This window comes from Candidatus Tokpelaia sp. (assembly GCF_008636115.1).
Taxonomy (GTDB): Bacteria; Pseudomonadota; Alphaproteobacteria; order Rhizobiales; family Rhizobiaceae; genus QLZD01.
Genome location: NZ_QLZD01000019.1, coordinates 26701 through 52520, shown reverse-complemented (window position 1 = coordinate 52520; position 25820 = coordinate 26701). Strand labels below are relative to the sequence as shown.

Genomic DNA, 25820 nt, shown 5'->3' with positions numbered 1-25820 from the left:
GTCGAGTTTATTGTGCATAGCTATCGCGATGTCAATGCCCGGCTTAAGCTTGGGCGGCCGTTTTTTCTTGATATTTTGCGCGATGGCATAGAGCTTTATGCTGAGCCGGGCTACCCGCTGGCCACCCCCGGCGCTATGACCGCAAAGCAACAGCATGAAGAGGCGGAGGGATATTTCAGCAGCGGCTATAAGAAATCTTTGATAAGACTGGAAATCGCGCAAATTTGTCTTGCCAAGGCGCAGAATACGGCATTTGACGCGGGAAAAGGTGAAAAAGATGCCGATGAATATTTACGCAATGCCGCTTTTGAAGCGCATCAAGCTACGGAAGCTATTTATCATTGCCTGCTGCTGACACTAACACTTTACAGCCCCAAGCTGCATAATATCGGCAAGCTGCGGCGGGCAGCCAATGCGCTGGCGCCGGAACTGGCCACTGTCTGGCCGGAAGACAAGCGCGCCTATAAGCGTTGTTTTGAGCTGCTGCGCCGCGCTTATGTTGAGGGGCGCTATTCGCCGCATTACAAGATTACCGCCTTGCAACTGCAATGGCTGTTTAGCCGTATTGAAACCTTGCAGGAACGGGTAAAGCAAATTTGTGCAGCGCATTTGCGCGAAATGGGGCAGGCCGACCGCTAGCCCGGCCTGCACCGGCTGGGAGCGAAACAGCAAGGCAAGGTGGCATGAATAGTGAGGAGTCTCATGAAAAATATTGAAGCTGTCCGCCTGAATCAGGATAAAACAAGCGGTGATTATTTCCTCATTTACGGGACAGATAAAGGCCTGCGCCTTGATATGCGCTATGCGGGCGACACGCTATGGCTGAGCCAGGCACAAATAGCCGAATTATTTGATGTTGATCGCTCGGTTATAACCAAGCATATAGCCAACATATATGTTGAAGGGGAGCGTGATAAAGACACAACCAGTGCAAAATTTGCACAAGTTCGGCAAGAAGGTGAGCGGCAGGTAAATCGTTATATAGATTCCTATAATCTTGATATGATCATTTCCGTTGGCTATCATGTTTCGTCAGCGCAGGCGACTTTATTTCGCCGCTGGGCAACCGGTATTCTGGTGCAGTTTGCCACAAAAGGTTTTGTTGTTGACGCTCCCCGCCTTAAACAGCCGGAGAATTTTGACCGCATTAAAGAGCTGCGTGACATCATTCGTGATATTCGCGCTGATGAGGCAAATATCTATCGCGAACTGCGCAGCATTTGCGCCATGTGTCAGGATTATAACAGGTCAGAGCAGCAATCCCGCACCTTTTTCCAGCAAATACAGGCGAAACTGATTTATGCCGTTGTTTCCCGAACATCGTCAGAAATTGTTTATGAACGGGCAGACGGCAAAGCGGACAATATGGGATTACAGACATGGCCGCATGATAATATTCGAAAAGCCGATGCCGTTATTGCAAAAAATTATCTGACAGAAACCGAAGGGGCGCGCGAAGCGTGCAAACCGAAATTAAGGAGCTGAACAGGCTGACTACTATTTTACTGGATATATTTGAAGATCAGCTTGATATGCGCCGCCTTATTGTCATGCAAGTTATCATGCAAGACGCTTCAAATCTACTGGAAAAACAATTAACAAGCCTGAATAGAGCCGTTTTGCGCAAAGGCGGGACAGTGAGCGCTGATAAGGCCCGAGAAAAAGCACAAATAGAATATGACCGCTTCAACCGCCGGCGTGTAGCCGACCGGCGCCGGGAAGCTGATGCGAATATTGCAAAATTGACCAAAGAGATTAAGGCGCTGCCAAAGCGGCCAAAATAAAAAACTGAACAAAACACCGCCCGCTCCCTGCTGTCACGAAAAGGTTTTTTTATGGCCTGTTAGTCACTAATATAGCCGTCCATCAAGGCATTACGCCGTGATAAAGCGGCAATCGGCGCCGAACTTAAAATACACCTGTCTGCAAATAAATTGCGGCGCGGCTGCATTGCCGGGGCGCTATAATCCTGCCAAGGCTTGACCTGAAAGGCGGGCAGGTTACGGCTTTTCCGGCAGATAATAAGAGCAGGCTATAATACACAAGCTTGCCAGTGATTGATATTCCTTGCCCAAGCCGCGAAGAAAAGCCATAAATGACAGCCGGGCATAATGCTCACTTACCTACTCTGTGCCCCACCCGCTCCGCTTGCGCAACGGTCAAAAAATGAGGGATTTATAAAATGACACTGCCCCATTCCCCCCCCGCCTAAACTGCTTGTATCCCTGACCTCATATCCGGCAAGGATTTTCACCGTCCATCAAGCCATTAACAGCCTGTTGCGGCAAAGCAAAAAGGCTGATGCCGTTATTTTATATCTGGCTGAGGAGCAATTTCCTCAAGGGGAAGACGGCCTCCCCGCTTCCCTGCTGCAATTAAAGCGGGAAGGGCTGTCAATCGGCTGGTATCATAATATAAAATCTTATACAAAGCTTATCCCTGCCCGCAAAGCCTGGCCCGATGCGCTCATAATTACGGCAGATGATGATATTTTATATCCTGACAATTTTATTGAATTGCTCTATAAAGCCTGGGAAAACCAGCCTCATATGATACACGCCCACCGCTGCCACCGTATCCGCCTGACCAAAGCAAAAGGCATAACCGGGATTGCTCCCTATAATAACTGGGAATGGTATAATAAACCTGGCAATCGCCCGCCTTCTTATTTAAATTTTTTCACTGGGGTCGGCGGTGTTTTGTATCCGCCTGCTTCTTTGGCAGATAATATGTTTGATGAAGAAAAATTTATGAAGCTCTGCCCGACAAGTGATGATATATAGTTTTGGGCGATGGCAGTCCTGAACGCAACAAAAATCAATCACTTCAATGCCGGGTTCGGCGCTGACACTCTTATTGACGGCACACAGAAAACGGCTCTATGGCCGCATAATAGAGACGGCGGCAATGATAGCGCTTTGCAGGCGCTGTTGCGCGCCTGGCCGCAAATACTCCCCCTGCTTGTTGAAGAAGATAAACGCCTGCACCGGCAGTTATTGCTGAAAAAAATTCTGCGCCGGCTGCCTTTTGGCAGAAAAGCAGCCGGGTGATGAAGGCGCAGCACAACCTACCCCGCCTCTGCCCTTTATTTCACGACCCGGCGACATTGCCGGGGCGCTATAATCCTGCCAAAACCTGACCTGAAAGGCGGGCAGGTTACGGCTTTTCCGGCAGGTGATAATAGCGGGCAATATGCCGCCATGCCGCCTCGGCCTTATCGGCATAAACAAACAGCGTCTTGTTTTCCGGCGCTATCATGCCTTGCTCAGCCAGAAATTCCACATTAAAAGCCTGCCGCCAGAATTGCTCGCCAAACAGCACAATCGGCACCGGTTTCATACGGCTGGTCTGCACCAGGGTCAGCACTTCAAACAGCTCGTCCATTGTGCCAAACCCGCCGGGAAAAGCCAGCAAGGCTTTGGCGCGCAGCATAAAGTGCATTTTGCGCATGGCAAAATAATGAAAGCGGAAGCATAATTCCGGCGTAATATAAGGGTTGGGTGCCTGCTCATGCGGCAAGACAATATTCAGGCCGATATTGGGGGCGCCAACATCAAAAGCGCCGCGATTGCCGGCTTCCATTATCCCCGGCCCGCCGCCCGTAGCGATAATAAATTCGCGATATTCCGTTGTCGCGGCATATTTTGAGCAAATCCGGGCAAAACGCCGCGCTTCGTCATAATAATGCGTCAAAGCAGACAGATTTTTCGCCTGCCCGGCGCTAGCTGCCGTGCCCGACTCCTGCCCCGGTGCGGGAATGCGCGCCCCGCCAAAAACCACAATAGTGGATTTTATCCCCCTTTCGCGCATAATCATATCGGCTTTCATAAATTCCAGCGCCAGCCGCTGCGGCCGCAAAGCATGGCGTTCCAAAAAATCCAGATCCTGATAGGCCAGGCGATAGGTGCGGGATTCCAGTTGCGCTTTATCTGTGCGCATGTCGCTACAGGCTAGCCTGTCCAACCCATGCGCTTTATCTGTTACGCGCCCCGCCTGCCCAACCAGACGCGCTTTATCATCAGGCCGCTCCGTTTTAGCGCGTAAAGCCCCGTCAGACGAAGCTGCCTTGCGCCCAGACACGCTTTCCCGCCGGCAATCGCCATTTTCCAAACCAGGCCCGGCCGGCGCGGCCGGACAGGCGGTTATCTGTTTACGATATTTTTTATCGGCTGCCATGCTGCCCTTCCATCTATCCGACCCAATCCAATTATCTTGCTTTTTGCCGTAATTTCGGCATAAAACAGAAACCGCGCTGCCGCCGTCACCCAATTTCTCTAAACGCGCCGGCGGCTCATTAAGGGAGAGTGTAATGTTGCCACAAGAGACAAACAAGCCTTTGCAGCAAATTATTGAACGCGCCTTTGATGAGCGCGATACTATCACCCCCGCAACAAAAGGAGAAGTGCGCGAAGCAGTGGAAACTGCGCTTGACTTGCTGGATAAAGGGCTTGAGCGTGTGGCCGCCCGCCGGCCAGACGGCAAATGGCAGGTGCGGCAATGGCTGAAAAAGGCGGTGCTGCTCTCCTTCCGCCTGCATAATAATGCTTTAATGAGCGGCGCGCCGCAAGGAGGGAACTGGTGGGATAAAGTGCCGTCAAAATTTTGCAGATGGGGAGAAAAAGAATTTGCCCAGGCCGGCTTTCGCGCCGTGCCCGGGGCTATTATCCGCCATTCTGCCTATATTGCTCCCAATGTCGTGCTCATGCCGTCTTTTGTTAATCTCGGTGCCTATATTGGTGAAGGCACAATGGTTGATACCTGGGCAACAGTCGGCTCCTGCGCCCAGATTGGCAGCTCAGTGCATTTATCCGGCGGGGCAGGCATTGGCGGCGTGTTAGAGCCGCTCCAGGCCGGGCCAACTATTATTGAGGATAATTGCTTTATCGGCGCGCGCTCGGAAGTGGTGGAAGGTTGCATTATCCGCGAAGGTTCGGTTTTGGGCATGGGTGTTTATATTGGTCAATCCACCAAAATTGTTGACCGCGCCAGCGGCGAAATTTTTTATGGTGAAGTGCCGCCTTTTTCGGTTGTTGTCGCCGGCAGCCTGCCCAGTGAAAGCGCAGGCAGCTCCCTGTCTGCCGGCGCCGCCCGCCAACCTGCAGGCAGCACAATGCCGGGCGGGCGGCCGGCGCCGCAACTTTATTGCGCTGTTATTGTCAAAAGGGTAGATGCCAAAACGCGGGCCAAAACTGCTATTAACGACCTGCTGCGCGCTTAAGGCAGCAAAACACGCCGCGCCTGGTGCCTTTGACCCGCAGGCCGCTCCCTGTCTGCCGGCGCCGCCCGCCAGCTCGCCGACTGCTCTTATGCCTTTGGCAAAGGCCGCAACCGCCGGTGCGCCAAAGCCGGCAAAAGGATTGCGGCTGATTGTGCCCTTGCGCCGTGGCCGTGTGCGCCGAAGCCTGGTGCCGGCGAGGTTAGAAGCGCCCGAGCGGAGCGTTAAAGCCGGGCGAAGCTTGCCGCTGTTTATACCCGGGGCAAGCCCACCGCTCTTCACCGCCGGTAAAAGCAGCAAAGGCAGAGCACCGCCGGGCGCAATGTCGGCAGGGCGGCGATTGCCGCAGCCGGGCGGCCCGCCTTTCAGCCTTGCCGGCGATTTATGGCAAACAGCTTCAAGCCGAAAACATAAATATAAACAGCATTTTTGCGCGTGACTTTTTTGGCAAGGCGTAATTTTCCGGCCAGTAAATAAAGCGATTCCCTGCCGCGCTGTTTTACCGCCCAAACGGCCAGGCCAAGGAATTTATAAACCGTGCGGCGATTGCCGGCTTCATCAAGCGCCGGCGCTGCGGCCAGATTATAAATATAGCACGGATAAAGCTCCGTTTTGGCCGCATAATGCCACCATAAAGCCGCTTTGTCGGCCGCCGCCCGCCCCCATGGCTTAAGCGGGCCGTTATAATGATAAACCGATCTTTTATCCGCCTGCGCCGCCTGCCACTCTGCCAGAATCGGCGCAATAGCGGGGTGTTTCTGCTGCTCGCGCCCGCTCTTGGTAAGCCAGCGATCGAGATAATAGCGGTTCAGGCAGTTCCATGCCTGCGGCAGATAGTGTATCCTGCCTTTGCATACCGCGTTAATAGCGTCCTGATCCGGCAAAAGCAGTTTTTTGCCCTCGATAAAGCGTAATATTTTATTTATCAGCCTGTCTTTGCGCCAGAGCCGGGCATTAAAAACCAGCAGGCCGGAATTCACATAAATATCGCGCGGCGAAAGGCCGGCAATATTCTCGATATAAAGCGCATTGCGCTCACCGGCAAGCCGCTCTATTGCCAGCAAGGCGTCCGGCACGGCGGCGATATAATTTCCGCCCAGATCAATAGCCATCAATTCAGCAATATCACGGTTAAATATCATATCAATATCGGCATAAATTACTTTATCATAGCCGCGGCATAATTGCGGGATCAGCAGGCGACCATAAATAGCCTGAGTGAAATAATGCCTCTCCCGAAAAATACTATTATAGCGCTGCAAATACGCAGCCATATTTTTAATATGCAGGGAAAAATTTTCACATTGGCGGATCTGCCGCTGCAAGGCCGCAGTAATATCCTGCTCTATGCCGCAATCCAGAATAATAATCTGATAATGACAGCGATCAGAAGCATGATCAATAAGGGATTGCACGGCCACCGGCAAATAAGGGCCGTAATGGGCATCACCGCAAAAAACCACCGGCACTTCCCGCCGCTTCGGCACGACCGGCGGGGATTTCACCTTTTTGACACTGGGGACAGACAACAGTTTCCTCTTTACCCTCGCATTCACATTCTATTATTGATTTTTTCCCGCATAACTGCCAGCATGCTATCGGCCGTTTTCGCCCATGAAAATTGCGCGGCGCGCTCCAGCCCTTTAGCAGAAAGCTCACAGCGCAAAGCGGCATTGCTATAGATTTTGGTAAAAGCGTCAACACATTCGACATCAGATTCCGGGTTAATGGTAAGAGCGGCCGAGCCTACAACTTCCGGCAGAGAAGAAACATTGGAAGTAATGACCGGCGTGCCGCATTGCATCGCTTCCAGCGGCGGCAGGCCAAAACCTTCATAAAGGCTGGGATAAATAAAACACAGCGCGCCGGAATAAAGTGCCGCCATATCTTTATCGTCAATATAACCGAGGCGGATTACCTTGTCACGGCATTTGCCGAGATTAGCCAGATCCGCTTCCATTTCCTTGATAAAATCGTCCCAATGGCCGCCACCCAGAGCAAAGACAATATCGTCTGCTCCGGTCTCCCACAAAAATTTGATAAAATTGCGCACGGCGAATTTTAAATTTTTGCGCGGCTCCACCGTGCATAGAGACAAAATATATTTTTTGCCGGCGGGGATATGATATTTCTCCCGCATTTGCGCTATTTTTCTCTCGTCTGTCTCCTGATAAAAATTATCCGAGGCCGCCAGCGGCGTTACATAGCAATTATCATCATTCAGGCGCTCCGGCCCGACAAATTTCTGAAAATCTTTTTTGGTATAAGCGGAAACCGCAAAAGCCGTGTCCTCGGCACTGATATTACGGCAAACTTTGCCAAGCCAGCCACCGCCGGCAATATTATAACCTTCCAGCACCAGCGGAATAACATCATGCAGAATGATAAATTTCTTCAACGCCGGATTTTTCTCAATATAGTTAGAGAAATAAAAAGCCGGAGAAAAATAGGCGTCATGCCCGGACACAGCCGCTGCATAGGCCTTTTTATTATAAGACCAGATAAGTTTGCGGATTTTCTTGGGTATAAACAGCACAATATTCATCAAAGAGCGGCCGACAAATTGCTTTTTGCGCTTTTTCTTTTCCTTATAAGCAAAAAGACGCTTATAAAAACGCTCAAAAGCGTTATTGGGTTGCACATCTTCCGCCAGAAAATCCAGATTCGCCGCATCAATGTCGAAATCCCGCTCCAGCGCCGCGGCAATCTGCTCTTTATTAGCCCAGCTATCTATATGTAATGTAACAGATACCCCTTCCCGCCGGCAAAATTCCTGCAAAAGATTGAACGTTACAAAAAATATGCCGGAGCGACCGCCGACCTTCTCATCAAGGTGACGGCAAAAATAACGCCCGTCAAACAATATACGCATGCAACATTCCCAAAATTTATGAACATCAGCCGAGAAGCCCAGCCGCCAGGCTGAGCCTGACTTATGCCGCCCATTAGCAGCCGTTTGGCTTTAACGCAGCTATTGGTGAGAGTCAAAGCAATTTTAATAAACTCTTAAAATCAGAAGCAGGCGTTTTTTTCTCTTGGCGCTTTTAATAAAAGCCCGGCCTTAATAATCGCGCTCATAAAATACGCCGACACTGGAATTGGAATCCGAGTCCATCGCGCCTTTGGCCTTCAGATTTTTGGATATATCCAGATTGACCGTGCCTCGGCTTGCGCCGCTGCTTGAAGTCTCTACCCCCATATAGAGTTTATCCACAAGATAGCGCCCGGCGGCCAGCCCGGCATTGCCGGCGGCATCAGTGGTAATATCGAGATTATCCAGCCCGGCGCCGGCGCGCAATTTGCCCAGAACCGAGCCCTGGCTTGCCCCGGTCAGCTCAGCCGCCGCGTCAACCAGTTGCGCCACTTGCAAAGGCGATAATTCACTTAAGGAGCGGTTAAAAACCAGCCGCGCCAAAATTTCATCTTGCGGCAAATCCGGGGTGGAAGACAGAGTTATTTTCAAATCTTTCGGCGTGCCGGCAAGCTTTACGGTAACCGTTACATCATCATTGCTGGAAACCGCAACAAAATTTAAATCCGGGTTCAGACTGCCGGCAAGATTCACCTGCCCCTGGCGAAAAGTGAGCCGCTGCGTCAAAATATCAAGCCGCCCGCGAATCAGGTTAAAGCCGCCATTAGGGCGCATATCATCAACCCGCCCCAGCAAATGTAGCCGGCCGCCCATTTCCGCGGAAAGCCCGCGGCCGCGCACAAAAATCTGATTGGGAGCAGAAACCTGAATATTCAGCCGCGGTAAAAGCCGTGCCTGTGCCGCCGCAGCGGCCGCTGCCTTTGGTGTTTTGTTATCTATCCTGCCGGCGCGTTTTTGTGTCAGGGCAACCGGGCCGCTTGTGCGCTTATTTTCAATTTCCAGCATAATCGTGCGGCCTATATTATCGGGAACACGGATTTCAGCTTTGGCAATGTTAATGGCGCCACCTATATCCGCACCCTGCAAAACAGCGCCGCCAATGGTTAAAGCGCCGCCCAGCTTCACGGCCATTGTCGAGCCGTCATTATATTGAAACCGGTCAAAATTCAACTGTAGGCGCAGAGGAAAGCCGGCCTGCCTGTTTACCCCCAGCGAGCCGCCCAGCATAATAGCCCCGCCATTGGCAGATTGAAGAACCGCTTTATCAAAAACAATATTACTGCCCTGTAAATGACCGGTAATTTCTATCGGCTGCAAGCGCAAATTAACCGGAACAGCAAAAAACTGCCCGCGGCGCACGGCAAACCGGCCCTGCATTTGCGGCTGTTGCAGTGAGCCGGAAAACACGCTGTTCACAATCAGCATGCCGCCCAGTTGCATGCCCTGCGCCTGCAAAAAACCATTGGCCAAAGCCAGCGGCAGGCTGCCCTCCGCCCGCAAATTTAACCCGGCGCCGTTCAAAGGCAGCCGGCCGGAAGCGGTAAAATACATATTTCCGGCACGCCCGCTGCTCGCTAATTCGGGCGCTCCCGCCAACCCGATCGCTGGTGTTTGCGGGGCACCGCCAGAGGCTGGCCTATCCAATTTTGCCCCGCTTCCCTCATGCCTGTCGCCTGCTAATCCAGGCATTACTGCCCGCAGATCTTTACCGGTCAATTCTGCCGCGCGCGCCCCGCGCATGGCCGCCGGTTCACGCGCGGGTATTTTGCCGGCTTCATGCAGCACCAGCCTGTCCAGTTGCACAGCCTGTTTATCTGCCCGGCCTTCTGCCCGGATAGCCAGCGGGGCTATTTTGCCGGCCGCCAATAAGGGTGCAGTCACATGCTCTGCCGCCGCCGCAAAGCGCAGTTGCGGCGCGTCAAAGCTGCCGTCTATAACCGCATGCGCCGTAATGAAGCCGCGCCAGTTTTGCGCTGTCACAACAGGGTGATGAATTATCTCCGGCAACAGGCCAAGCGGCATATTGTCAATGGCCGCATTAACCTGCAATTTACGGGCGGCCAGAAAAATTTTGCCGGAGCCGCGCAGGGCCGGGCCGACCTGTTTACCTGTGCCGGCGCGGTTATTTTTATCCGGCTCGCTTGAGGCCAGCACAGCAGTAAAATCCAGCACGGAATTTTTCGTTTGCCCTTGTGCCTGTGCATAAATCGGCGCAAGGCCGGCTTGCGCCAGAACAAAACTGCTTGCCTCTTTAATAGTGACATTAAAATCCACAATAGGAGCAGATTTTATATCTTGTTTTATATGTGCCGTGCCGTTTAAAACACCGCGCAAACCCAGTTCCGGACGCAGAATATTGGCCAAAGCCAGCGGCAGATTTTGTGCCGATACTACCCAATCCGCTTTATCACTCAGGCGACCGTCCAGCCTGATAAAAGCTGATGGCGCCTGCATTCCGCTCACATTGCCAGGGCTTATTGCTTGCCGGGCAACGCCTTGCCTCTGTGCCCGGCGCATAATAATGCTGCGCGCGCCGGCCGGGCCGGGTATTGAAGGCCGGCTAAAACGCAATACCAGCCCTTCCACGCCCAGCAACCGGTTTTTGCTGAAAATAAAACGCGCCTCTTGCGCGCTATAAAGCCCCAGACTCTGCTGCTCCACCTGCTCACCGGCGCCGGTTTTTCCCCCGCGCCGGATAATATCGCCAGCAAAGCCGGCCGCCGCGCCTGTTTGGCCGCCGCGCACTGTCAAGCCTTGCAGCAAAAACTGCCAATTCGCTGCATTTTGCCCGCTTTGCTCATTGGCTGCCTGGCTCACCGGCGCTAGCGGTGCAATAACACCTTTGCCCACTATGCTTAAGCCGTCTCTTGCCACAGCCGCAACAGTCATAGCCGAATCCTGCCCGTCATTGCGGCTGTTTATCGCCAAATGCTCAATGCTATAAGGGCCGTAATGCAGCATTTGGCCTTCCAGCCGACCAGAGACACGCGGCAAGGCAAAAATATCACGCACAGCACCTTCTCCCTGCAAATTCCGCACCAGCATAAGGGGCCGGGCCGCCGCCTGTTTGGCTGCTGCCGGGCCGATAGAAGGATAATCAAGAGCAAGCCCTTCCACCATAAGGCGAAAAGTCAGGTTTTGCGCCGGCGGCACCGCCCGCCGCCCGCCGCCCGCCGCCGGTTCAGCCTGCAGGCGAATATCAATATCGGCTTTGCCTGTGCCTTGCATAAAGGCCAGCGCGGCCAGCGGCGCAATATTATCAGCCTTCAGCCTGATTGCGCCGCGCCTAAGGCCCTGCTGCTGTTTATGCAAAAAACCGTTAAGCAGAGCTTCACCCAGAACCAGCCGAAAATTATCCAGCCGCCAGCTCTTATCAGCCTGATACAGAGCAGCGCCAAGCTGCATAGGATCGCCATCAACCACCCCTTCACCGGTAATAGCAGCGCTGCGATAAACCTTGGGCAGTGAGCTATTATCCAATAGAGCATTAAGGCCAAGCCGGATATTGTGCAAAGCGCGGCCATTCCACCTGCCCTCAGCAATACCGGCCTGCAAGGCCACGGCAATCAGCCGGTTATGGCCGCGCGCCGCCCCGCGCAGCACCAGAGCGCCGCCTGCTTTATCGCCTGCACCCGCTTTGCTCGCCAATCCGCCCGCTATATTGCCGGCGTTCCCCGCGGCACCGCCCTTGCGCGCGGTATTTTCAGGCTGCGCTGCCTGATCCGCCGGCGCGGCCAGGGCCTGCTCCGCCATAATGTTTACAAACGGCACTAATAGCGCCATATCTGCAAGATTCAGGCCAAAATCCATATTGGCCGCATCTTCATGCCAATCGCCATTGGCATAAAGCTGGAATTGCGCATTGCCGAGGCGCAAATTGCGCGCGCTCACCCCGGTATTATCACGCTTCAAGCCGCCGGAAACCGTAATATCACTGCGCAAAAGCCCGTTCAACCCGGCATTGGCGGCGTGCAAACGGCTGGCACTGCCGGCAATATCAATATTAAAAGCACCATTCTTCAAGCCAAAAACACCCTGCAAGCGCATATCGGCGCTGCCGGCCAGTTTTTGCCCCCAGATTTTGGCAAAATCGGCAATATTGGCAGCAGCAAAACGCATTGTCCCGGTAAATTGGCCGCTCTCTACCGCGCCTTTAGCCGCAAATAGCAACCCCTGGCCGGCTATATCGGCTTTTTGCACCATTAGCGGCTGCCCGGCGCGCCAATCGGCCGCCAGCCCTATATCTATTTGCGACATAGTTGTAACATCGCCGCCTGTTGGCGTCAGCGCCATATTTTGCAGCCCGCCGGTCAGGGTGGCAGAAATATGGCGAGCAACCGCATTATCAAGATTCTCGGCCACTCCGCCCATAATCAGCGTAATATTTTCAATATACGCCGCCTCATTTTGCCAATTATGCACATAAAGCCGCCCGGCCCATGTTTCTGCTCCCACAGCACCATAATCAATATTCAGGCGCAGAGATTGCAGACTGGAGGCACCGCCCTTAACCGGCAAAATTACCGCCGCACCCGCGTCCTGCCCCGGTGGCCCGGCGGCCCGGACGGCTGCGCCGCCAAGAGCGCCGTCCACCAATAAACGGCGCAAAAAACCGTCAGCCATTATCTCCGCCTGAGCCGATAAATGGATAAAATCTCCATTCAGCAAAAATTCGTCCAGGCGCAAACCGCCGCCGGCCTTTAAAGCCCCGCGCAGGGTTAAAGCAGTTTTTGTGCCCCAAAACGGCCGCCAGGCGGCCGGCATAATGGCGGCAGGGGCGCCGGCTGCCGTAACATTAAACATAAACCGGTCACCTGCCTGCCCCATATTGTCAGGTGCATATTTGCCGGCTTCCTCTGCCCGTTTATGCCCGGCAGCGGGAGAAACATTCAGCACAGCGTCCATAATCGGGCGAGACGCTGCTTCCATATATATATCAAACTTTAACAAACCGCCTGTGCCGCCGCCGCGCGCGCTGAAAGATAAAGACGGCCGCTCTTCTATATTCAGTATATTGGCCAAAAGGCCGTTTTCCGGCTCATTTATAGAACTGTCCAAAGCCATATCGCCGGTGGCATTGTCATAGCGCAGCACCAGTCTGGCCCGACCAGCCGCATTGTCCAGCCTGGCCGCCGCTATATCAGCCTCCAGCCGCCCGCCGGAAAGGCTCAGTCTTCCTGTCAGCGACAGGCTCGCTGCCTGACCGGTCAACTCTTCCCCCAGCAATAATCTGCTAATTGCCAACGCCTCAATTTTTATGCCCAAAGGCAGGTGCGGCAGAGAAAAATCGCTGTTTACTTTTAGCGATAGCGGCTTTTCTTCTGTTGCTGCCGGCCGGCGCAAAATTTCAACACTATCGGCAGTTAAAGAGTTAATAGAGACCCGCCCGCGCAATAAAGCCAGGCGATTCCAGTCAAGCTTTGCCGAGTGAATTTTCAGCCATATGCCCTGACGATCGGCAATGGTAATCAGACCGATAGAAGCCTTGCCGGACAAAACCCCTTCAATCTGCGCCATACGGATACGCCGATCCGGCGTTGACAGCCGCGATTCAATAAAAGATAAAAACCATGATTTCTCTGCATCTTCACTGCTGTGACCAGTGCCGCCGGCAGCCCCTTCCAATAGCGGCATTGGCGCCGGCGCTGCGGCGGCCAAACCGGTAACAGCCGCAGCAGGGCCGAAAATCAGGCTCAGACAAAGCGCGAACGCCGACAGGCGCAAATTACCCCGCTTTATCGGCCGAAACTGCCGCCAAAAGCTGCACCTTTTCCTCATTTGCCCTCTCCCGTTTACAGCACCATTATGCCGCCTAAAAAGCCTGGCCAATACCAATATAAAGCCCATAGCGTGAATCACCCCGTTCGCGGTTAAGCGGCAGCGCCACATCAAGACGCAAAGGCCCCATACCTGTCTTATAGCGTAAGCCAAGCCCCGCGCCCAATTTGGCATTCTGGTCAAAATCAGGGGCAGAATCCTGGCCGACTATACCGGCATCAATAAAGCCGACAACACCAATAGCGCCATATAGTGCCGCGCGCAATTCGGCCGAGCCTTCCAGCATGGAGCGGCCGCCGATAATTTTATCGCCCTTTTTATAAATGCCGATAGAGCGATAGGCATAACCGCGAACAGAGCCGCCGCCGCCAATAAAAAACAACATATTGGAAGGCAGCTCGGCAATGGGTGCTCCGCTAATCGTGCCGATTTTGCCGCGCACAGCAAAAACAAGGCGATTCTTTTTGTCAAAAGCAAAATAGCTGCGGCCTTCCGCTGTCATTTTGCCAATCATATTGCCGTATTCCGCCTCATAAAAAGGCTGGGCGGCAATTTGGCCGTAATAGCCCCGGGCAGCATCATTTTTATTATCGCGACTGTCATAAAGCAAACCGCCGGACAGGCCGGTAATGGTGAAATTACGGTGCCCCCATATATTGTCCTTTATCCGCATTTGCGCCGCATCGGCATAAATATAGCCGGATAATCGGGCATTAAAACTATGATTAAAGCCATTGCTGAAATAAACCCCTTTGGCCGTATAATTATCCAGCACCTCTCTTTCCGCCCGCAGTGAGGCGACATAATCCGTATCCGGGGTGATAATGCCGGGGCGAATAAAAGTGCCGCCAAGATTATAGCTGTAATCCTTGGGGTCAGTAGAAGATTTATTGCGATCGCCGGCAATATTGGCAGCACTTGCCTCAAATCGCAGCCGCTCGCCATGGCCAAACAGGTTGCGGTGCAGCCAATAGGCAGAAAGCCCCAGACCGTCAATAGTGGAATAAGCACCGCCGCCGCCAAAACGGCGCAAGGGGCGCTCCTGCACGATCAGACTTAACGGCAGCAGGCCGTTTGGCGCAATAGTCTCTGCCTCGCTCAAGGTAACAGAGCGAAAAACTTCCAGCCGGTTCAGACGCGCCTTCGCCTTGGCCAAAGCGCCGGGGCTATAAATTTCCCCTTCTTTCAGCCCGGTCAACCAGGCAATATAGGCAGAATCCATATGCGGCGGCGCCGAAATATTGCGCACAGTCAGAGCGCCAAAATGCGCCTGCCGCCCCGGCTCCACCTCAATCAAGGCATCAACGCTTTTGGCGGCATGATCGGCAATCACCCGGCGCTCGGCAATTTTAGCCTTGGCATAGCCTTGCTGCCGCCATTCTTCAATTGCCTGCGCCTGTGCCGCCAATATTACGCCGGATTGCGCCGGCTCTCCCCGCACATAGCCGATTTCTTTCTGCTCCACAGCCGCCTTTTTTTGCAATTTTGCCTCTCCGGCCAAAGGTGAAGAGCCAATACGGCCAAGTTCCGCTTTGTCAAAATAATATTGCGCCCCGCTATCAACCCTGATGACAATTTCATTATGCTCAGGCAATTCCGTGCCATAGGGAATATTGGCCGCTTCCTGCCCGTTAATGGTGATACTGATAACCGATCCATAGCGTCCGGCGGCATAAAAGGCGGCCAGCAGGCGATTATAATCGCCGCGCGCTTTGGCCAGAACCCCGCCAGAGCCGGCAACCGGTTTTTTGCGCTCGGCCCATAGCAGTGAATTGGCTTTAGCCAGTTTTATACTAAGGGCAGAGCGCGCCGCTACAGCCCGGGCTTTGGCTTCCGGCACATTTTCGCGCTGAGCAAAAGGGGCAAAACTGAGGCTATAATATTTCGCCTCTCCAATAATATTGACTGCTTTATCGGGCTTTTTACCCCAGATATGCACACCAAAAAGCGTAAAGGCAGCGGCAGGCAGCGGCAAAAGCGGGGTAATAAAACTCATTGCCAGGCCAAAGGCGACACAAGCAGCGGCAGCACGGCGGGCAAGCGGGGCTGAATTGTCAAAGCAGCAATTATTGCCGCGGCTCAGGCCGGAATAATTGCTGCTTTCCCGGCTCTTTCGCCCCCAAGCCGCCGGTTTTTGCCAACAGGCACACCGGCTCCGTGCCGCAATCGCCCTTTTGCGCTGCGCCGCTGTCCTTCGCTTATGCACAATTTTATCTAATGCCGCAAAACAGGCCAGAACTGCAAAATTTATCTTTCCGCTCCCTCCCGGCTCTCTGTTTTTTACCGCGGCACGCCATGCGCCGGCACAATTTGCCAAAACCAAATCCAAACCGCAGCCTTGCCGTTTTTCACCCGTTTCTCTAGCATGATTCTTTTATCTAAAGAGGCAGAAACTTAACAAAATCTAACAAAAACCGGTTAATCAAAACCGGCATTATTGCCGGACAGGCGGCTTGTAACCGGGTAAAACTGCGCCTTAATACAATAAAAGCCCCGCCGAAAAATGAAAAAGGGGGAACGCCGTTCACTGATTGTCTTGCACCCTATCTGGCGGCATAAAACAATATCGGCGCTGGTAACGGCGGCCGAGAGAAGTTAAAATTTCATAAGCAATGGTTCCCGCTGCCTGCGCTATATCATGCGGTGATTGATGTTCGCCAATCAGCTCCACCCAATCGCCGCGCGCGGGCATTGCCTGCCCTGCATCGAGCAGCGGGCTTAAATCTGCCACCATGCAATCCATAGAAATACGGCCAATAAGCGGCAGACGCACACCGCGATAAAATACAGCGCCTTTATTGCTCAGGCTGCGCGGCCAGCCATCGGCATAGCCGGCCGAGAGAGTTGCTGTCGGCAATGATTTTGTTGCTTTATAAGTGGCGCCATAGCCAATAGTTTCGCCTTTTTGCACCTGGCCAAGGCGCAAAATTCCGGCTTCAAGCGTGATCACAGGGCGCAGGCTTGCTTCCAGTTTTCCGGCCCGGTTCCCACCCTCCACCAGGCCGTAAAGCGCCAGCCCCGGGCGCACAATATCCAGATAAAACTCCGCACCCAGAGCCAAACCGCTGGAGGCGGAAAGGCTTAGCGGCGGGCGGTAATGCAGCGCTTTAGCCAAATTTTCCGCATCAGCCAAAAAACGCGCCGCTTGCGCTGCATTTATCGGGCTTTGCTCAATATCAGCGCAGGATAAATGGCCAATAAGCGCTATTACCTCCATTTCTGCCAGAATTTCAGGGGCAGCCAGCAGTGCCTTTATCTCATTTTTATCCAGCCCCAGCCGCGCCATGCCGCTGTCACATTGCAGCATAGCCGGCAATTTGCGCCGCTCTGCCCGGTTTAACGCCGCCCATTCCCGCACCGAATCAATAGAATTCAATACCGGCACAAAGCCGGCGCGCGCCGCGGCCGCAGCTTCATGCGGCAGCACCCCGTTTAAAATGGCGATTATGACTTTGTCTTTGTCCGCCGCTTTACTGCCGCTTTGCTGCTTTTTGCTCCGGCCGGCCGGCACTGCTTGCGCGGCGGCCAAAGCCGCCTGGACAATAGCGGCCTCCGCCGGTTGAGCGACAAAAAACAGCCGGCACCCCGCCTCATAAAGCGCCGAGGCAATAGCAGCCGCCCCTAAACCATAAGCATCAGCCTTGACCACAGCCGCCACGACAGCCCCCCGGGCGCGCTCCTGCAAAGCTTTGTAATTATGCTGCAAAGCAGCCAGATTAACCGTTAATACCCCGCTGCCACCGGTTTTATCGTCAAATATACGCGTATTCACCATCATATTCTCTGTTTTTGCCGGCCGGCGCTATGCTGTGCCCAATAATCCGGTTGACACTTGTCCAGCTCCTATTATGCCGCTTTTATGGCATTTTTGCGCAATAGCTATATTTATGCTTATATTTTTGTATTTTACGCAGGGCGCGGCGGCCAAACGGCTCAGCCTTATATCCCGGCTCTGCACCGGGCAGGCGGTGCCGTTTTTACCAGGCAGCCAAACTCTCACAACAAAAATACAGTAAAATAAGCAGCTTTAAACTTCACACACGCTTATTATGCTCTATTTTAGCATTACCGCTGGAATTTTCGTAGTTTTATTCTGTCAACACTATCTTTTAGAGCTATGAATTCTTAGCCCCTCAACAAATCTGATCCCTCTGAAGAGAAAAAAATGACAAAATCCAATAAGGAAGTAACCGGCGCTCGTGCAGCCTCATCAGCCGCTAAAATATTGGCCAGCTCAAAATCCAGCAGGTTGGAAAAAAGGGCAGCAGGCTCTGCCCTTACACAGCGGCCGGATCATTCAAAAAAAGCCAATGCGGAAGTGACGCATAAAAGAGCTGCTTCGGCAGCAGGCAAGGTTCTCGCCAGTTCAAAATCAAGCCGCACCGCCAAAAGTGCAGCCGCCTCTGCCCTGGCACAAAGCCCCAATAAACGCTAAACATAATCGGAGCAGCCTGCCCTTTTTGCCGCGCCGCTTTACCGCCCTGCCCCGCTGAAAAAAGCTTATCACCTTATCGGCAGCAGCCATAACAGCCGGCAACGGCCGCGCTGCTCTGCCCTGCCCGGCTTCTGTCTCCTTTTAATAAACACGCCATAATCTTTCTCAATAGTGATGCGAACCAGGTTTGCTTCGCTTGTTTTTTCCTGCAATCCTCTCTATTCTCCGTAAACAATCGGCAAAATTCCTGCCGCCTAAGCCGGTAATAGGCACTGTCAAAAGAATTGGCGGCCAGGCTGGAACCGGCAAAAACAGTTGAGCTATCAGCCTCTAATGACCGCCCCCCCGGCTTTAAGGGGGCGCATAGCGATTCCGTAACAGTGAGGTTGATAAATGGATAGCAGCAACGACCGCCGAAAAAATAATAAATGACCTCAAGTAACAGCCTGAAAGTAATAGATATTTTTGCAGGCCCGGGGGGGCTCGGAGAAGGCTTTGCTGCATATGAGGAAAACGGAAAGAACCCTTTTAATCTGAGCTTATCCATCGAAAAAGATCCCGCTGCACATTCAACGTTGTTGATGCGGAGTTTTTACCGTCAGTTCGGCGCTGATAATATTCCCGATGATTACTGGCATTATTTGAAGGGTGGGATTACGCGCGATAAGCTTTTTGAAAATTTTCCGCGTCAACGTGCTATGGCACGCGATGAAGCGCGCTGCATTGAGCTTGGCAAGGCCCCGCACAAGGAAGTTAAAGCCCTGATTTCCAGCAAACTTCAGGACAGCAAAAAATGGGTGTTGGTTGGTGGCCCGCCATGTCAGGCGTATTCGCTGGTTGGCAGAGCGCGTATGAATTCTAATCCTGACTTCGAGAATGACGAGCGCCATTTTCTTTATCGGGAATACTTGAAAATTCTTGCAGACCACCGTCCACCTGTCTTTGTGATGGAAAACGTCAAAGGGATGCTTTCTGCACAGCATGGCGGCAAGCGAATAATTGAGCCTATAATGAATAATTTACGCCAGCCGGGCCTTGCCCTGACTGGCAGGAGAAACGGCCTTGGCTATAACTTGTTTTCTCTGGTCGATGATAATGAGAATGATGAAATTGATCCGACCGCTTTTCTGGTCAGGGCAGAAGATTACGGCATTCCACAAGCTCGTCATCGTGTGCTGATTCTTGGCATTCGTGACGATATTGATATTACGCCAGAGCGCTTGAGCAAAAACGAAGCGCCTTCAGTCTTAGATACAATCAGCGACCTGCCTCGCATTCGCAGCACTCTTTCCAGGGAAGCTGACTCCTTTACAGCATGGAAAAACCGGCTTTTTGAAGTAACTGGCTCAAAATGGTATATCAGCGGCCGCGCCAACGGCCTCTATCATACCGTTCAGAAAATTGATCAGGCGTTGAGTATTTTATCTAATGGTGAACTTACACCGGGTGCTGAAACGCTCAAATACAAGGGCAAGCCAAAGGTGTACAGTAAGTGGTACCGGAATGGCTGTGACGGTGTTGTCACCAGCCACGCTGGCCGCGGCCATATGCTGAGCGACCTTCATCGCTATTTATTTGCATCATCCTATGCAATGGCTAATGGAAAGTCGGCACAGCTCGTTGATTTTCCTGCCACGCTTCTGCCAGCACACCGCAACGTGCAGAATGGTGTTTCAAAGGATTATTTTGGCGACAGATTCCGCGTTCAGGTAAAAGACCGGCCTTCAACTACAATCACCTCTCATATTTCCAAGGACGGGCATTATTTCATTCATTATGACCCATCACAATGCCGCAGCCTGACTGTAAGAGAAGCAGCACGGCTTCAGACTTTTCCCGATAGTTACAAATTTGAAGGCAACAGAACATCGCAATACCATCAGGTGGGCAATGCTGTACCACCCTTGCTTTCAGTGCAGATTGCTGAAATTGTTTACGACATTCTAAAACGGGTCAGGATTGATGGATAAACTGGCTAAAGAACGCCGCAGCTGGAATATGTCGCGCATTCAGGGAAAAAATACTGGCCCTGAAATCGCCATGCGCTCCATGCTGCACAAGGGCGGCTTCCGCTTTCGCCTGCAGGGCAAAAATCTGCCTGGGAAACCTGATATTGTGCTGCCGAAATTCAAAACAGCAATCTTCGTGCATGGCTGTTTCTGGCATAGGCATGAAAACTGCAAATATTGCTATACACCAAAATCCCGCCATGAATTCTGGGATAATAAGTTTCGGCGCACTGTCCAGCGTGACGCTGAGCAAATTCGATCCTTGGCAGGAAGCGGCTGGCTGCCGCTGGTTGTGTGGGAGTGTGAAATAAAAAATAACCCGGCCAAAACTTTTACGAAAGTGCAGAGCCTTCTGCAGCAGCGCCTGCTGAAAATGAACGGAGACACGTAAATGATTCCCCACTCCCTTCCGCCCCGGGCTTCTTCACTTACGGAATCCATGCGGGATATAGGCTATTCACCCGAAACAGCAATAGCGGACATCATTGATAACAGCATTGCGGCTCACGCGTCAGAAGTTTGTATCCGCTTTGATTTTGAATCCCCTTCGCCATGGCTCTGCATAATTGATAATGGCAGCGGCATGAACCGCAAAGAGCTGATTGCCGCTATGCGATATGGTTCGAAACGCCTGCGCCCTGAACGCACAGCTGATGATCTTGGCCGCTTTGGTCTTGGCCTTAAAACGGCGTCTTTTTCTCAATGCCGCAGGCTCACAGTCGTCACAAGCCAGAACAAAAAGCTGGAAGCGGCGGCATGGGATTTAGACATCGTTTCTGAAAAAGATGAGTGGGTGCTTGGCATTCTTGAGCCGGCAGAAATTTCTGCGCTGCCCTGTATTGCAGAATCAGGCGCAACCGGCACAATGGTATTGTGGGAAAAGCTGGACAGGCTCTGCGATAATTCAGCACCAGACAAAACCCTGCTTTATGAGAAAATGGAAATGGTGGATCGCCACCTCGCACTGGTTTTTCACAGATTCCTGACCGGTGATGCCAGGAGCGGGAAACTTGTAATAAAAATGAATGGCCATGCTCTTGAGCCGTTTGACCCCTTCTGCCTTTCCAACAGGGCAACGCAGTTACTGCCGGAAGAAATCTGCCGTATTCGCGGCCATGAGGTCAGGATTCAGCCCTATATTCTGCCGCACCACAGCAAGCTGTCTCCGCATGAGTATGATTATTACCAGAGCCGCAGCGAATTTGTAACCAATCAGGGCGTTTATATTTATCGCAATAAGCGCCTGATGGCGTGGGGCAACTGGCTTCGGCTGGCACCGAAGGGTGAAGCGGCCAGGCTGGCGCGCGTAAAAATTGATTTTCCTAACGCGCTGGACGAACTCTGGACGATTGATATTAAAAAATCACGGGCATACCCGCCGCCGCAGGTCAAGGACACGCTGCGCCAGGTGCTGAACCGTATTATCGAGCAAAGCACCCGTGTGCATATCGGGCGCGGCAGAAAGCTGTTTGATGAAAATCCTGAACCATGCTGGTCGCGCTGCGCCGAGCATGGCGGGGTGCATTATTCGGTCAATAAAGAGCACCCTGTCATTGCTTCATACCGGCAGATGCTGGATCCAGAGCAGCAGCGGCTGTTTCAGGAAGTGCTTTCCGTTATTGAAGAGGCTGTTCCGGTAGAAGCGATTTATTCTGATTACTCGATAACGCCAAAAAATTTCGATGATACAGCGGCATTTGAACGGGCTGCTATTGCACAGCGGCTGGATCTGCTGTTTAAAATTCTTTCAGCTGAAAAGCCGCCAGAGGCAGATGCGTTCCGCAAAACGGTTAATAATCTAAAACCGTTCTGTAATTACCCGCAGGAAACAGAACAGTTAATAAAGGAAAAATTCCATGCCTGAGGCAGCAAATGAAGCCAATTTGGTTTCAGACACGATAAAGGAACTTCTGGTTAAAAAGCTGATGAGCGCCGATAACCTGGAGCGGGATCAGATTATTGAAGCAGCACAGAAATCTGTTGCGCCATTTGGTTTAAGCGCAGAACAGCTTGACGCGATTGTGGATTATGTGTGCTCCAGGCTGGTGCACAGCATGAAAGAAGGTGTTTCGCTGATTGATAATACCACAGATCATGATGAAAACTGGCCGCAGAAACGCCAGAGAGCCTTCAACTACTGGGACGATTATAAAAAACTGCTCCTGAAAGAAGAATGGCACCCGCGCGTTGTAAATACGCTGGGGGATGTAACGGATAAGATCCTCGGCCTGTTAAAAGACCCGGCTGATGCCTCTGAAAAAAACCGCCGGGGGCTGGTTATCGGCCATGTTCAATCCGGCAAAACAGCAAATTATATTGGCCTCGTTACAAAGGCAGCTGATGCAGGATATAAATTTATTATCGTCATTGCCGGTATTCACAATAATCTGCGCAGGCAGACCCAGCAGCGCATCGACCTGGGCTTTACAGGACGTGACAGCACGCCTGAGGCCAGGCGCAGGCTGACTGGCGTGGGCCAGATGAATAAAAACCGCAGATTCCCGGTTTCGCTGACCAATACCAGCCAGGATTTTACCAGGCGGATTGCTCACCAGTTGGGAGCCGGCCTCCAGGGTTTCAGCCAGCCAGTGATCGTGGTTATTAAAAAGAATGTCAAAACACTGCAAAGCCTCTTTTCATGGTTGAAAAATGGGAACACTTTTGGCGGCGAGCAGATTACAGATATTCCTATGCTGATGATTGATGATGAAGCAGACAATGCTTCCATCAACACCAACAGGGAGGATTTAGACCCCACAAAAACTAACCAGGAAATACGCCGCATCCTGAAGTTGTTCAAGAAACACTGCTATGTTGGTTATACGGCAACGCCTTACGCCAATATCTTCATCAACCCTGATTCTGAAAATGAAATGCTGAAGGATGACCTATTCCCGCGTGATTTCATTTACTGCCTTGACGCGCCAACAGATTATTTCGGCGCTCACCGGGTATTTCTGGACGAAGAAAAGAGCGGGAAAATACTGGAAACGATTGAAGACGCAGAGCCTTATATCCCGATTAACCATAAAACAAAAGACTACTCCGTAAAGGAACTGCCGCCATCACTCTATGAGGCAATCCGGGTTTTTGTGCTTGCTAAAGCTATCCGCCGGCTGCGTGGGCAGGCGGCAAAACATACTACTATGATGGTGAACCTGTCGCGCTTCGTTAATGTGCAAAGGCAGGTGAGGGACTTTATCTCCTTTTATCTGGAAATTCTGAAGCGGGAGGTGCGCTATAACCATTCTCTGCCAGTTTCAGCAGCGCTGCAGAATAAAACCATAAAAGAACTGAAAACAGCTTTTGATGATTTTTATGCCGACAGCGGGGTAGAATGGCCTGATGTGCAGCGCATTCTTGCTGACGCAACAGAGGCCGTTAAAACGGTTATCGTAAACAGCCGATCCGATGAAGCGCTGGATTATAAAAAAGCCTCCGATAATAAAGAATCGCTTACCGCCATTGCGGTGGGTGGTTTGAGCCTCTCGCGCGGCCTGACACTGGAAGGGCTGACTGTCAGCTATATGTACCGCAATACTAAAATGTATGACACATTGATGCAGATGGGTCGCTGGTTTGGCTATCGCCCAGGCTATGAGGATTTATGCAAGGTATGGCTCTCTGATGATTCGCAGGGCTGGTATGAATATATTGCTGAGGCAACAGAAGAGCTGCGCTCCCGCATCAAGCAGATGCGCCGTGACGGGCTGACACCAAAAGAGTTTGGTCTTTATGTCCGGGCGCATCATGGGGTATTGACGGTAACCGCTGCCAATAAAATGCGCGATGCTGAATTACGTCCGCTGGAGCTTACCTTCAGCGGAGATCTGAGAGAAACCTATATTCTGCCTTCAGAAGAAGAACCAACCGCAAACAATCAGGAGGCCGTGCGTAAACTGTATGGGAAACTGGAAGCCCGGCATTCTGACGCACTGCGGGTGCTGGACGGCTCAAGCTCACTATTCTGGGAATCCGTCAACTGGGAACTGGCCCATGATTTTCTGCGTGAATTCCGTTATCACCGCTCTATACAGAGTGATAAAATGGCGGTGCTGGATTACCTTAAGGCAATTTCCCGCAAATATCCGATGGTAGATATTGCCTTCCATTCGCTGAAGATTGAAAAACCGGGCCAGTCTAAATTTGAACTGGACAGCAGCGCTTATATTTTATGCCAGGAGCGTGCGGTGGGCAGCAAGGCAGGGCCGGAAGAAAATACCCGCCTAATCAGGCAGCCACCTGAAGAAGCGGGCTACTATGTAACCAATAAGCAGAGAGTTGCCAGCCGTGGCGCGGAAATTATCGGCCTGCCGCCGGAAAAGATCAGGCAGGCACGGGAAATGGCTGCCAATGATGGCGGCAACATGGCGGATAAATATTATCGCTTTGTGCGCGGCCGCCCGCTGCTGATGATTCATGCGCTGGATCTGGTTTATAAACCTGCCAGAACAGCGGCACAGGAGATCCTGCTGCAACAGGTTCCTGCCATTGGCCTGGCCTTCCCGGACGGAGATTATAAAACCACTATTCCCTATATTGTAAACAAAGTCTGGATTAGGCAGAATCGTCGTGACGGCAGTGATGACCTGGATAACGAGGAAGATTATGACGAATAATCGTTTTCCCTGGAATGATATTGCGGTTCCGCAGACAGGCCTGAAGCTGATTCAGGTTAATGACACACATCACCATGATTTTTCATGGGGTAAGGATTCTAACGGCAAAGCGCTGCTGGCGCTGGCATTGCCAGGGCTTGATGAGAAAGGATTAAGGCAGCGTAAAATAGAACTTTCCGGCATAAAAACGGATATTCGCAGGCTGCCGGATTCAGGGCATATGTATTTTCAGCTGACGCTTTTAACATCAGAAAGCGCTGACATTTTCCATGCGCTCTGTAATGACATTATTGAAAAGACACGCACTGTTCCTGACCTTTCGGCTGCGCTCAATCTGGTTTATCAGCGTCTGGAACGCTGGCGGGCATTTTTAAGCAAGGTCAGCAGAGGTGTTCTTACACGCCAGGAGTTTCAAAGCTTGTTCACCGAACTGTCATTTCTTGAAGAATGTATTGATAAAGGCCATGTATCAGCGCAGACAGCGGCTGAAAGATGGCAAGGCCCACCAGGTGCGCCACATGATTTTATTTTTGGCTCTAAAGCGGTGGAAATTAAATCTGTTGACGTTTCATTTGCTGATGGGGTTTGCATTTCCACTGAAGGCCAGCTCACAACGCATTTGAACGCCCTTTATCTATATGTTATTTTTCTCATGCAGGATATTCAGGGCGGCAGCGTCATTTCTCTTAATTCGCTGGTGGACAGAATCAGGAGCAGGCTGGCCGGTGAAGTGCTGGCAATACCTGATGGCAGGCTGTTTGATATTCCAGATTATGGCCTGCCTTGCTTTGGCGTTTCACAGGTTAAAACCTGTGAAGTTGCAGAAAGTTTCCTATTTCATTAAATTCACAAACATTGAGAATTTTTTAAGAAAAGACTTCAAGCCAAGAAG

Annotated in this window: 18 protein-coding genes; 12 read left to right on the top strand and 6 right to left on the bottom strand. The window is 52.0% G+C overall.

The genetic code is table 11. From position 1 onward, the window contains the following. From DPQ22_RS02675 to DPQ22_RS02660, 5 genes are all read left to right on the top strand, one after another. On the top strand, nt 1-639 hold a 639-nt coding region (locus DPQ22_RS02675), incomplete at its 5' end, for a HEPN domain-containing protein (RefSeq protein WP_150213044.1). Between the two features lie 63 nt (nt 640-702). Further along, on the top strand, nt 703-1485 hold the full coding sequence (gene rhuM / locus DPQ22_RS02670; RefSeq protein WP_246681441.1) for a RhuM family protein: 783 nt from the start codon (nt 703-705) through the stop codon (nt 1483-1485). Further along, the gene (rhuM, locus tag DPQ22_RS09105) at nt 1461-1784 is read left to right on the top strand and encodes a RhuM family protein (RefSeq protein WP_246681440.1); all 324 of its coding nucleotides are present in this window, start codon (nt 1461-1463) and stop codon (nt 1782-1784) included. Before rhuM (DPQ22_RS02670) ends, rhuM (DPQ22_RS09105) begins: the two co-directional genes overlap by 25 nt. Before the next feature lie 495 nt (nt 1785-2279). Then, the gene (locus DPQ22_RS02665) at nt 2280-2783 is read left to right on the top strand and encodes a hypothetical protein (protein WP_150213043.1); all 504 of its coding nucleotides are present in this window, start codon (nt 2280-2282) and stop codon (nt 2781-2783) included. Nucleotides 2784-2792: 9 nt separating this feature from the next. Beyond that, nucleotides 2793-3050, top strand: coding sequence for a hypothetical protein (locus tag DPQ22_RS02660; RefSeq protein ID WP_150213042.1), 258 nt, complete (start codon nt 2793-2795; stop codon nt 3048-3050). Nucleotides 3051-3156: 106 nt separating this feature from the next. On the opposite strand, the gene DPQ22_RS02655 is transcribed toward DPQ22_RS02660, so the two are convergent. After that, nucleotides 3157-3939 carry an LOG family protein gene (locus DPQ22_RS02655; protein WP_150213047.1) on the bottom strand — a complete coding sequence of 261 codons (783 nt, stop codon included), beginning with the start codon at nt 3937-3939 and terminating at the stop codon, nt 3157-3159. A 370-nt stretch (nt 3940-4309) separates the two neighbouring features. On the opposite strand from DPQ22_RS02655, the gene DPQ22_RS02650 reads away from it, so the two are divergent. Then, the gene (locus tag DPQ22_RS02650; protein ID WP_150213041.1) at nt 4310-5218 is read left to right on the top strand and encodes a 2,3,4,5-tetrahydropyridine-2,6-dicarboxylate N-succinyltransferase; all 909 of its coding nucleotides are present in this window, start codon (nt 4310-4312) and stop codon (nt 5216-5218) included. Nucleotides 5219-5580: 362 nt separating this feature from the next. Here DPQ22_RS02650 and DPQ22_RS02645 read toward each other — a convergent pair whose 3' ends face one another. The 5 genes from DPQ22_RS02645 to alr all read right to left on the bottom strand — a co-directional run bounded on the left by DPQ22_RS02645 (nt 5581) and on the right by alr (nt 17643). After that, on the bottom strand, nt 5581-6744 hold the full coding sequence (locus DPQ22_RS02645; protein WP_190323107.1) for a glycosyltransferase family 8 protein: 1164 nt from the start codon (nt 6742-6744) through the stop codon (nt 5581-5583). 23 nt (nt 6745-6767) lie between these two features. After that, nucleotides 6768-8087, bottom strand: coding sequence for a glycosyltransferase family 4 protein (locus DPQ22_RS02640; RefSeq protein ID WP_150213039.1), 1320 nt, complete (start codon nt 8085-8087; stop codon nt 6768-6770). Nucleotides 8088-8276: 189 nt separating this feature from the next. Further along, entirely contained in the window at nt 8277-13865 is a 5589-nt protein-coding gene (locus DPQ22_RS02635; RefSeq protein WP_190323106.1) for a translocation/assembly module TamB domain-containing protein, read from the bottom strand. A 34-nt stretch (nt 13866-13899) separates the two neighbouring features. After that, nucleotides 13900-15861: an autotransporter assembly complex protein TamA gene (locus tag DPQ22_RS02630; RefSeq protein WP_150213037.1), complete on the bottom strand. Its 1962-nt coding sequence runs from the start codon at nt 15859-15861 to the stop codon at nt 13900-13902. Nucleotides 15862-16389: 528 nt separating this feature from the next. Beyond that, nucleotides 16390-17643, bottom strand: a complete 1254-nt coding sequence (gene alr, locus DPQ22_RS02625) for an alanine racemase (protein ID WP_150213036.1) — start codon at nt 17641-17643, stop codon at nt 16390-16392. 387 nt (nt 17644-18030) lie between these two features. Here alr and DPQ22_RS02620 point away from each other — a divergent pair, with 387 nt between their 5' ends. The 6 genes from DPQ22_RS02620 (at nt 18031) to DPQ22_RS02595 (ending at nt 25772) form a co-directional block, all read left to right on the top strand. Then, nucleotides 18031-18300: a hypothetical protein gene (locus DPQ22_RS02620; protein WP_150213035.1), complete on the top strand. Its 270-nt coding sequence runs from the start codon at nt 18031-18033 to the stop codon at nt 18298-18300. 428 nt (nt 18301-18728) lie between these two features. After that, entirely contained in the window at nt 18729-20270 is a 1542-nt protein-coding gene (locus tag DPQ22_RS02615; protein ID WP_150213034.1) for a DNA cytosine methyltransferase, read from the top strand. Continuing rightward, nucleotides 20263-20700, top strand: coding sequence for a very short patch repair endonuclease (locus DPQ22_RS02610; RefSeq protein WP_150213033.1), 438 nt, complete (start codon nt 20263-20265; stop codon nt 20698-20700). Before DPQ22_RS02615 ends, DPQ22_RS02610 begins: the two co-directional genes overlap by 8 nt. Further along, entirely contained in the window at nt 20701-22173 is a 1473-nt protein-coding gene (locus DPQ22_RS02605) for an ATP-binding protein (protein WP_150213032.1), read from the top strand. Beyond that, nucleotides 22166-24928, top strand: coding sequence for a Z1 domain-containing protein (locus DPQ22_RS02600; protein WP_150213031.1), 2763 nt, complete (start codon nt 22166-22168; stop codon nt 24926-24928). Before DPQ22_RS02605 ends, DPQ22_RS02600 begins: the two co-directional genes overlap by 8 nt. Beyond that, on the top strand, nt 24918-25772 hold the full coding sequence (locus DPQ22_RS02595; protein WP_190323105.1) for a PD-(D/E)XK motif protein: 855 nt from the start codon (nt 24918-24920) through the stop codon (nt 25770-25772). Before DPQ22_RS02600 ends, DPQ22_RS02595 begins: the two co-directional genes overlap by 11 nt. The last annotated feature ends 48 nt before the right edge of the window (nt 25773-25820 follow it).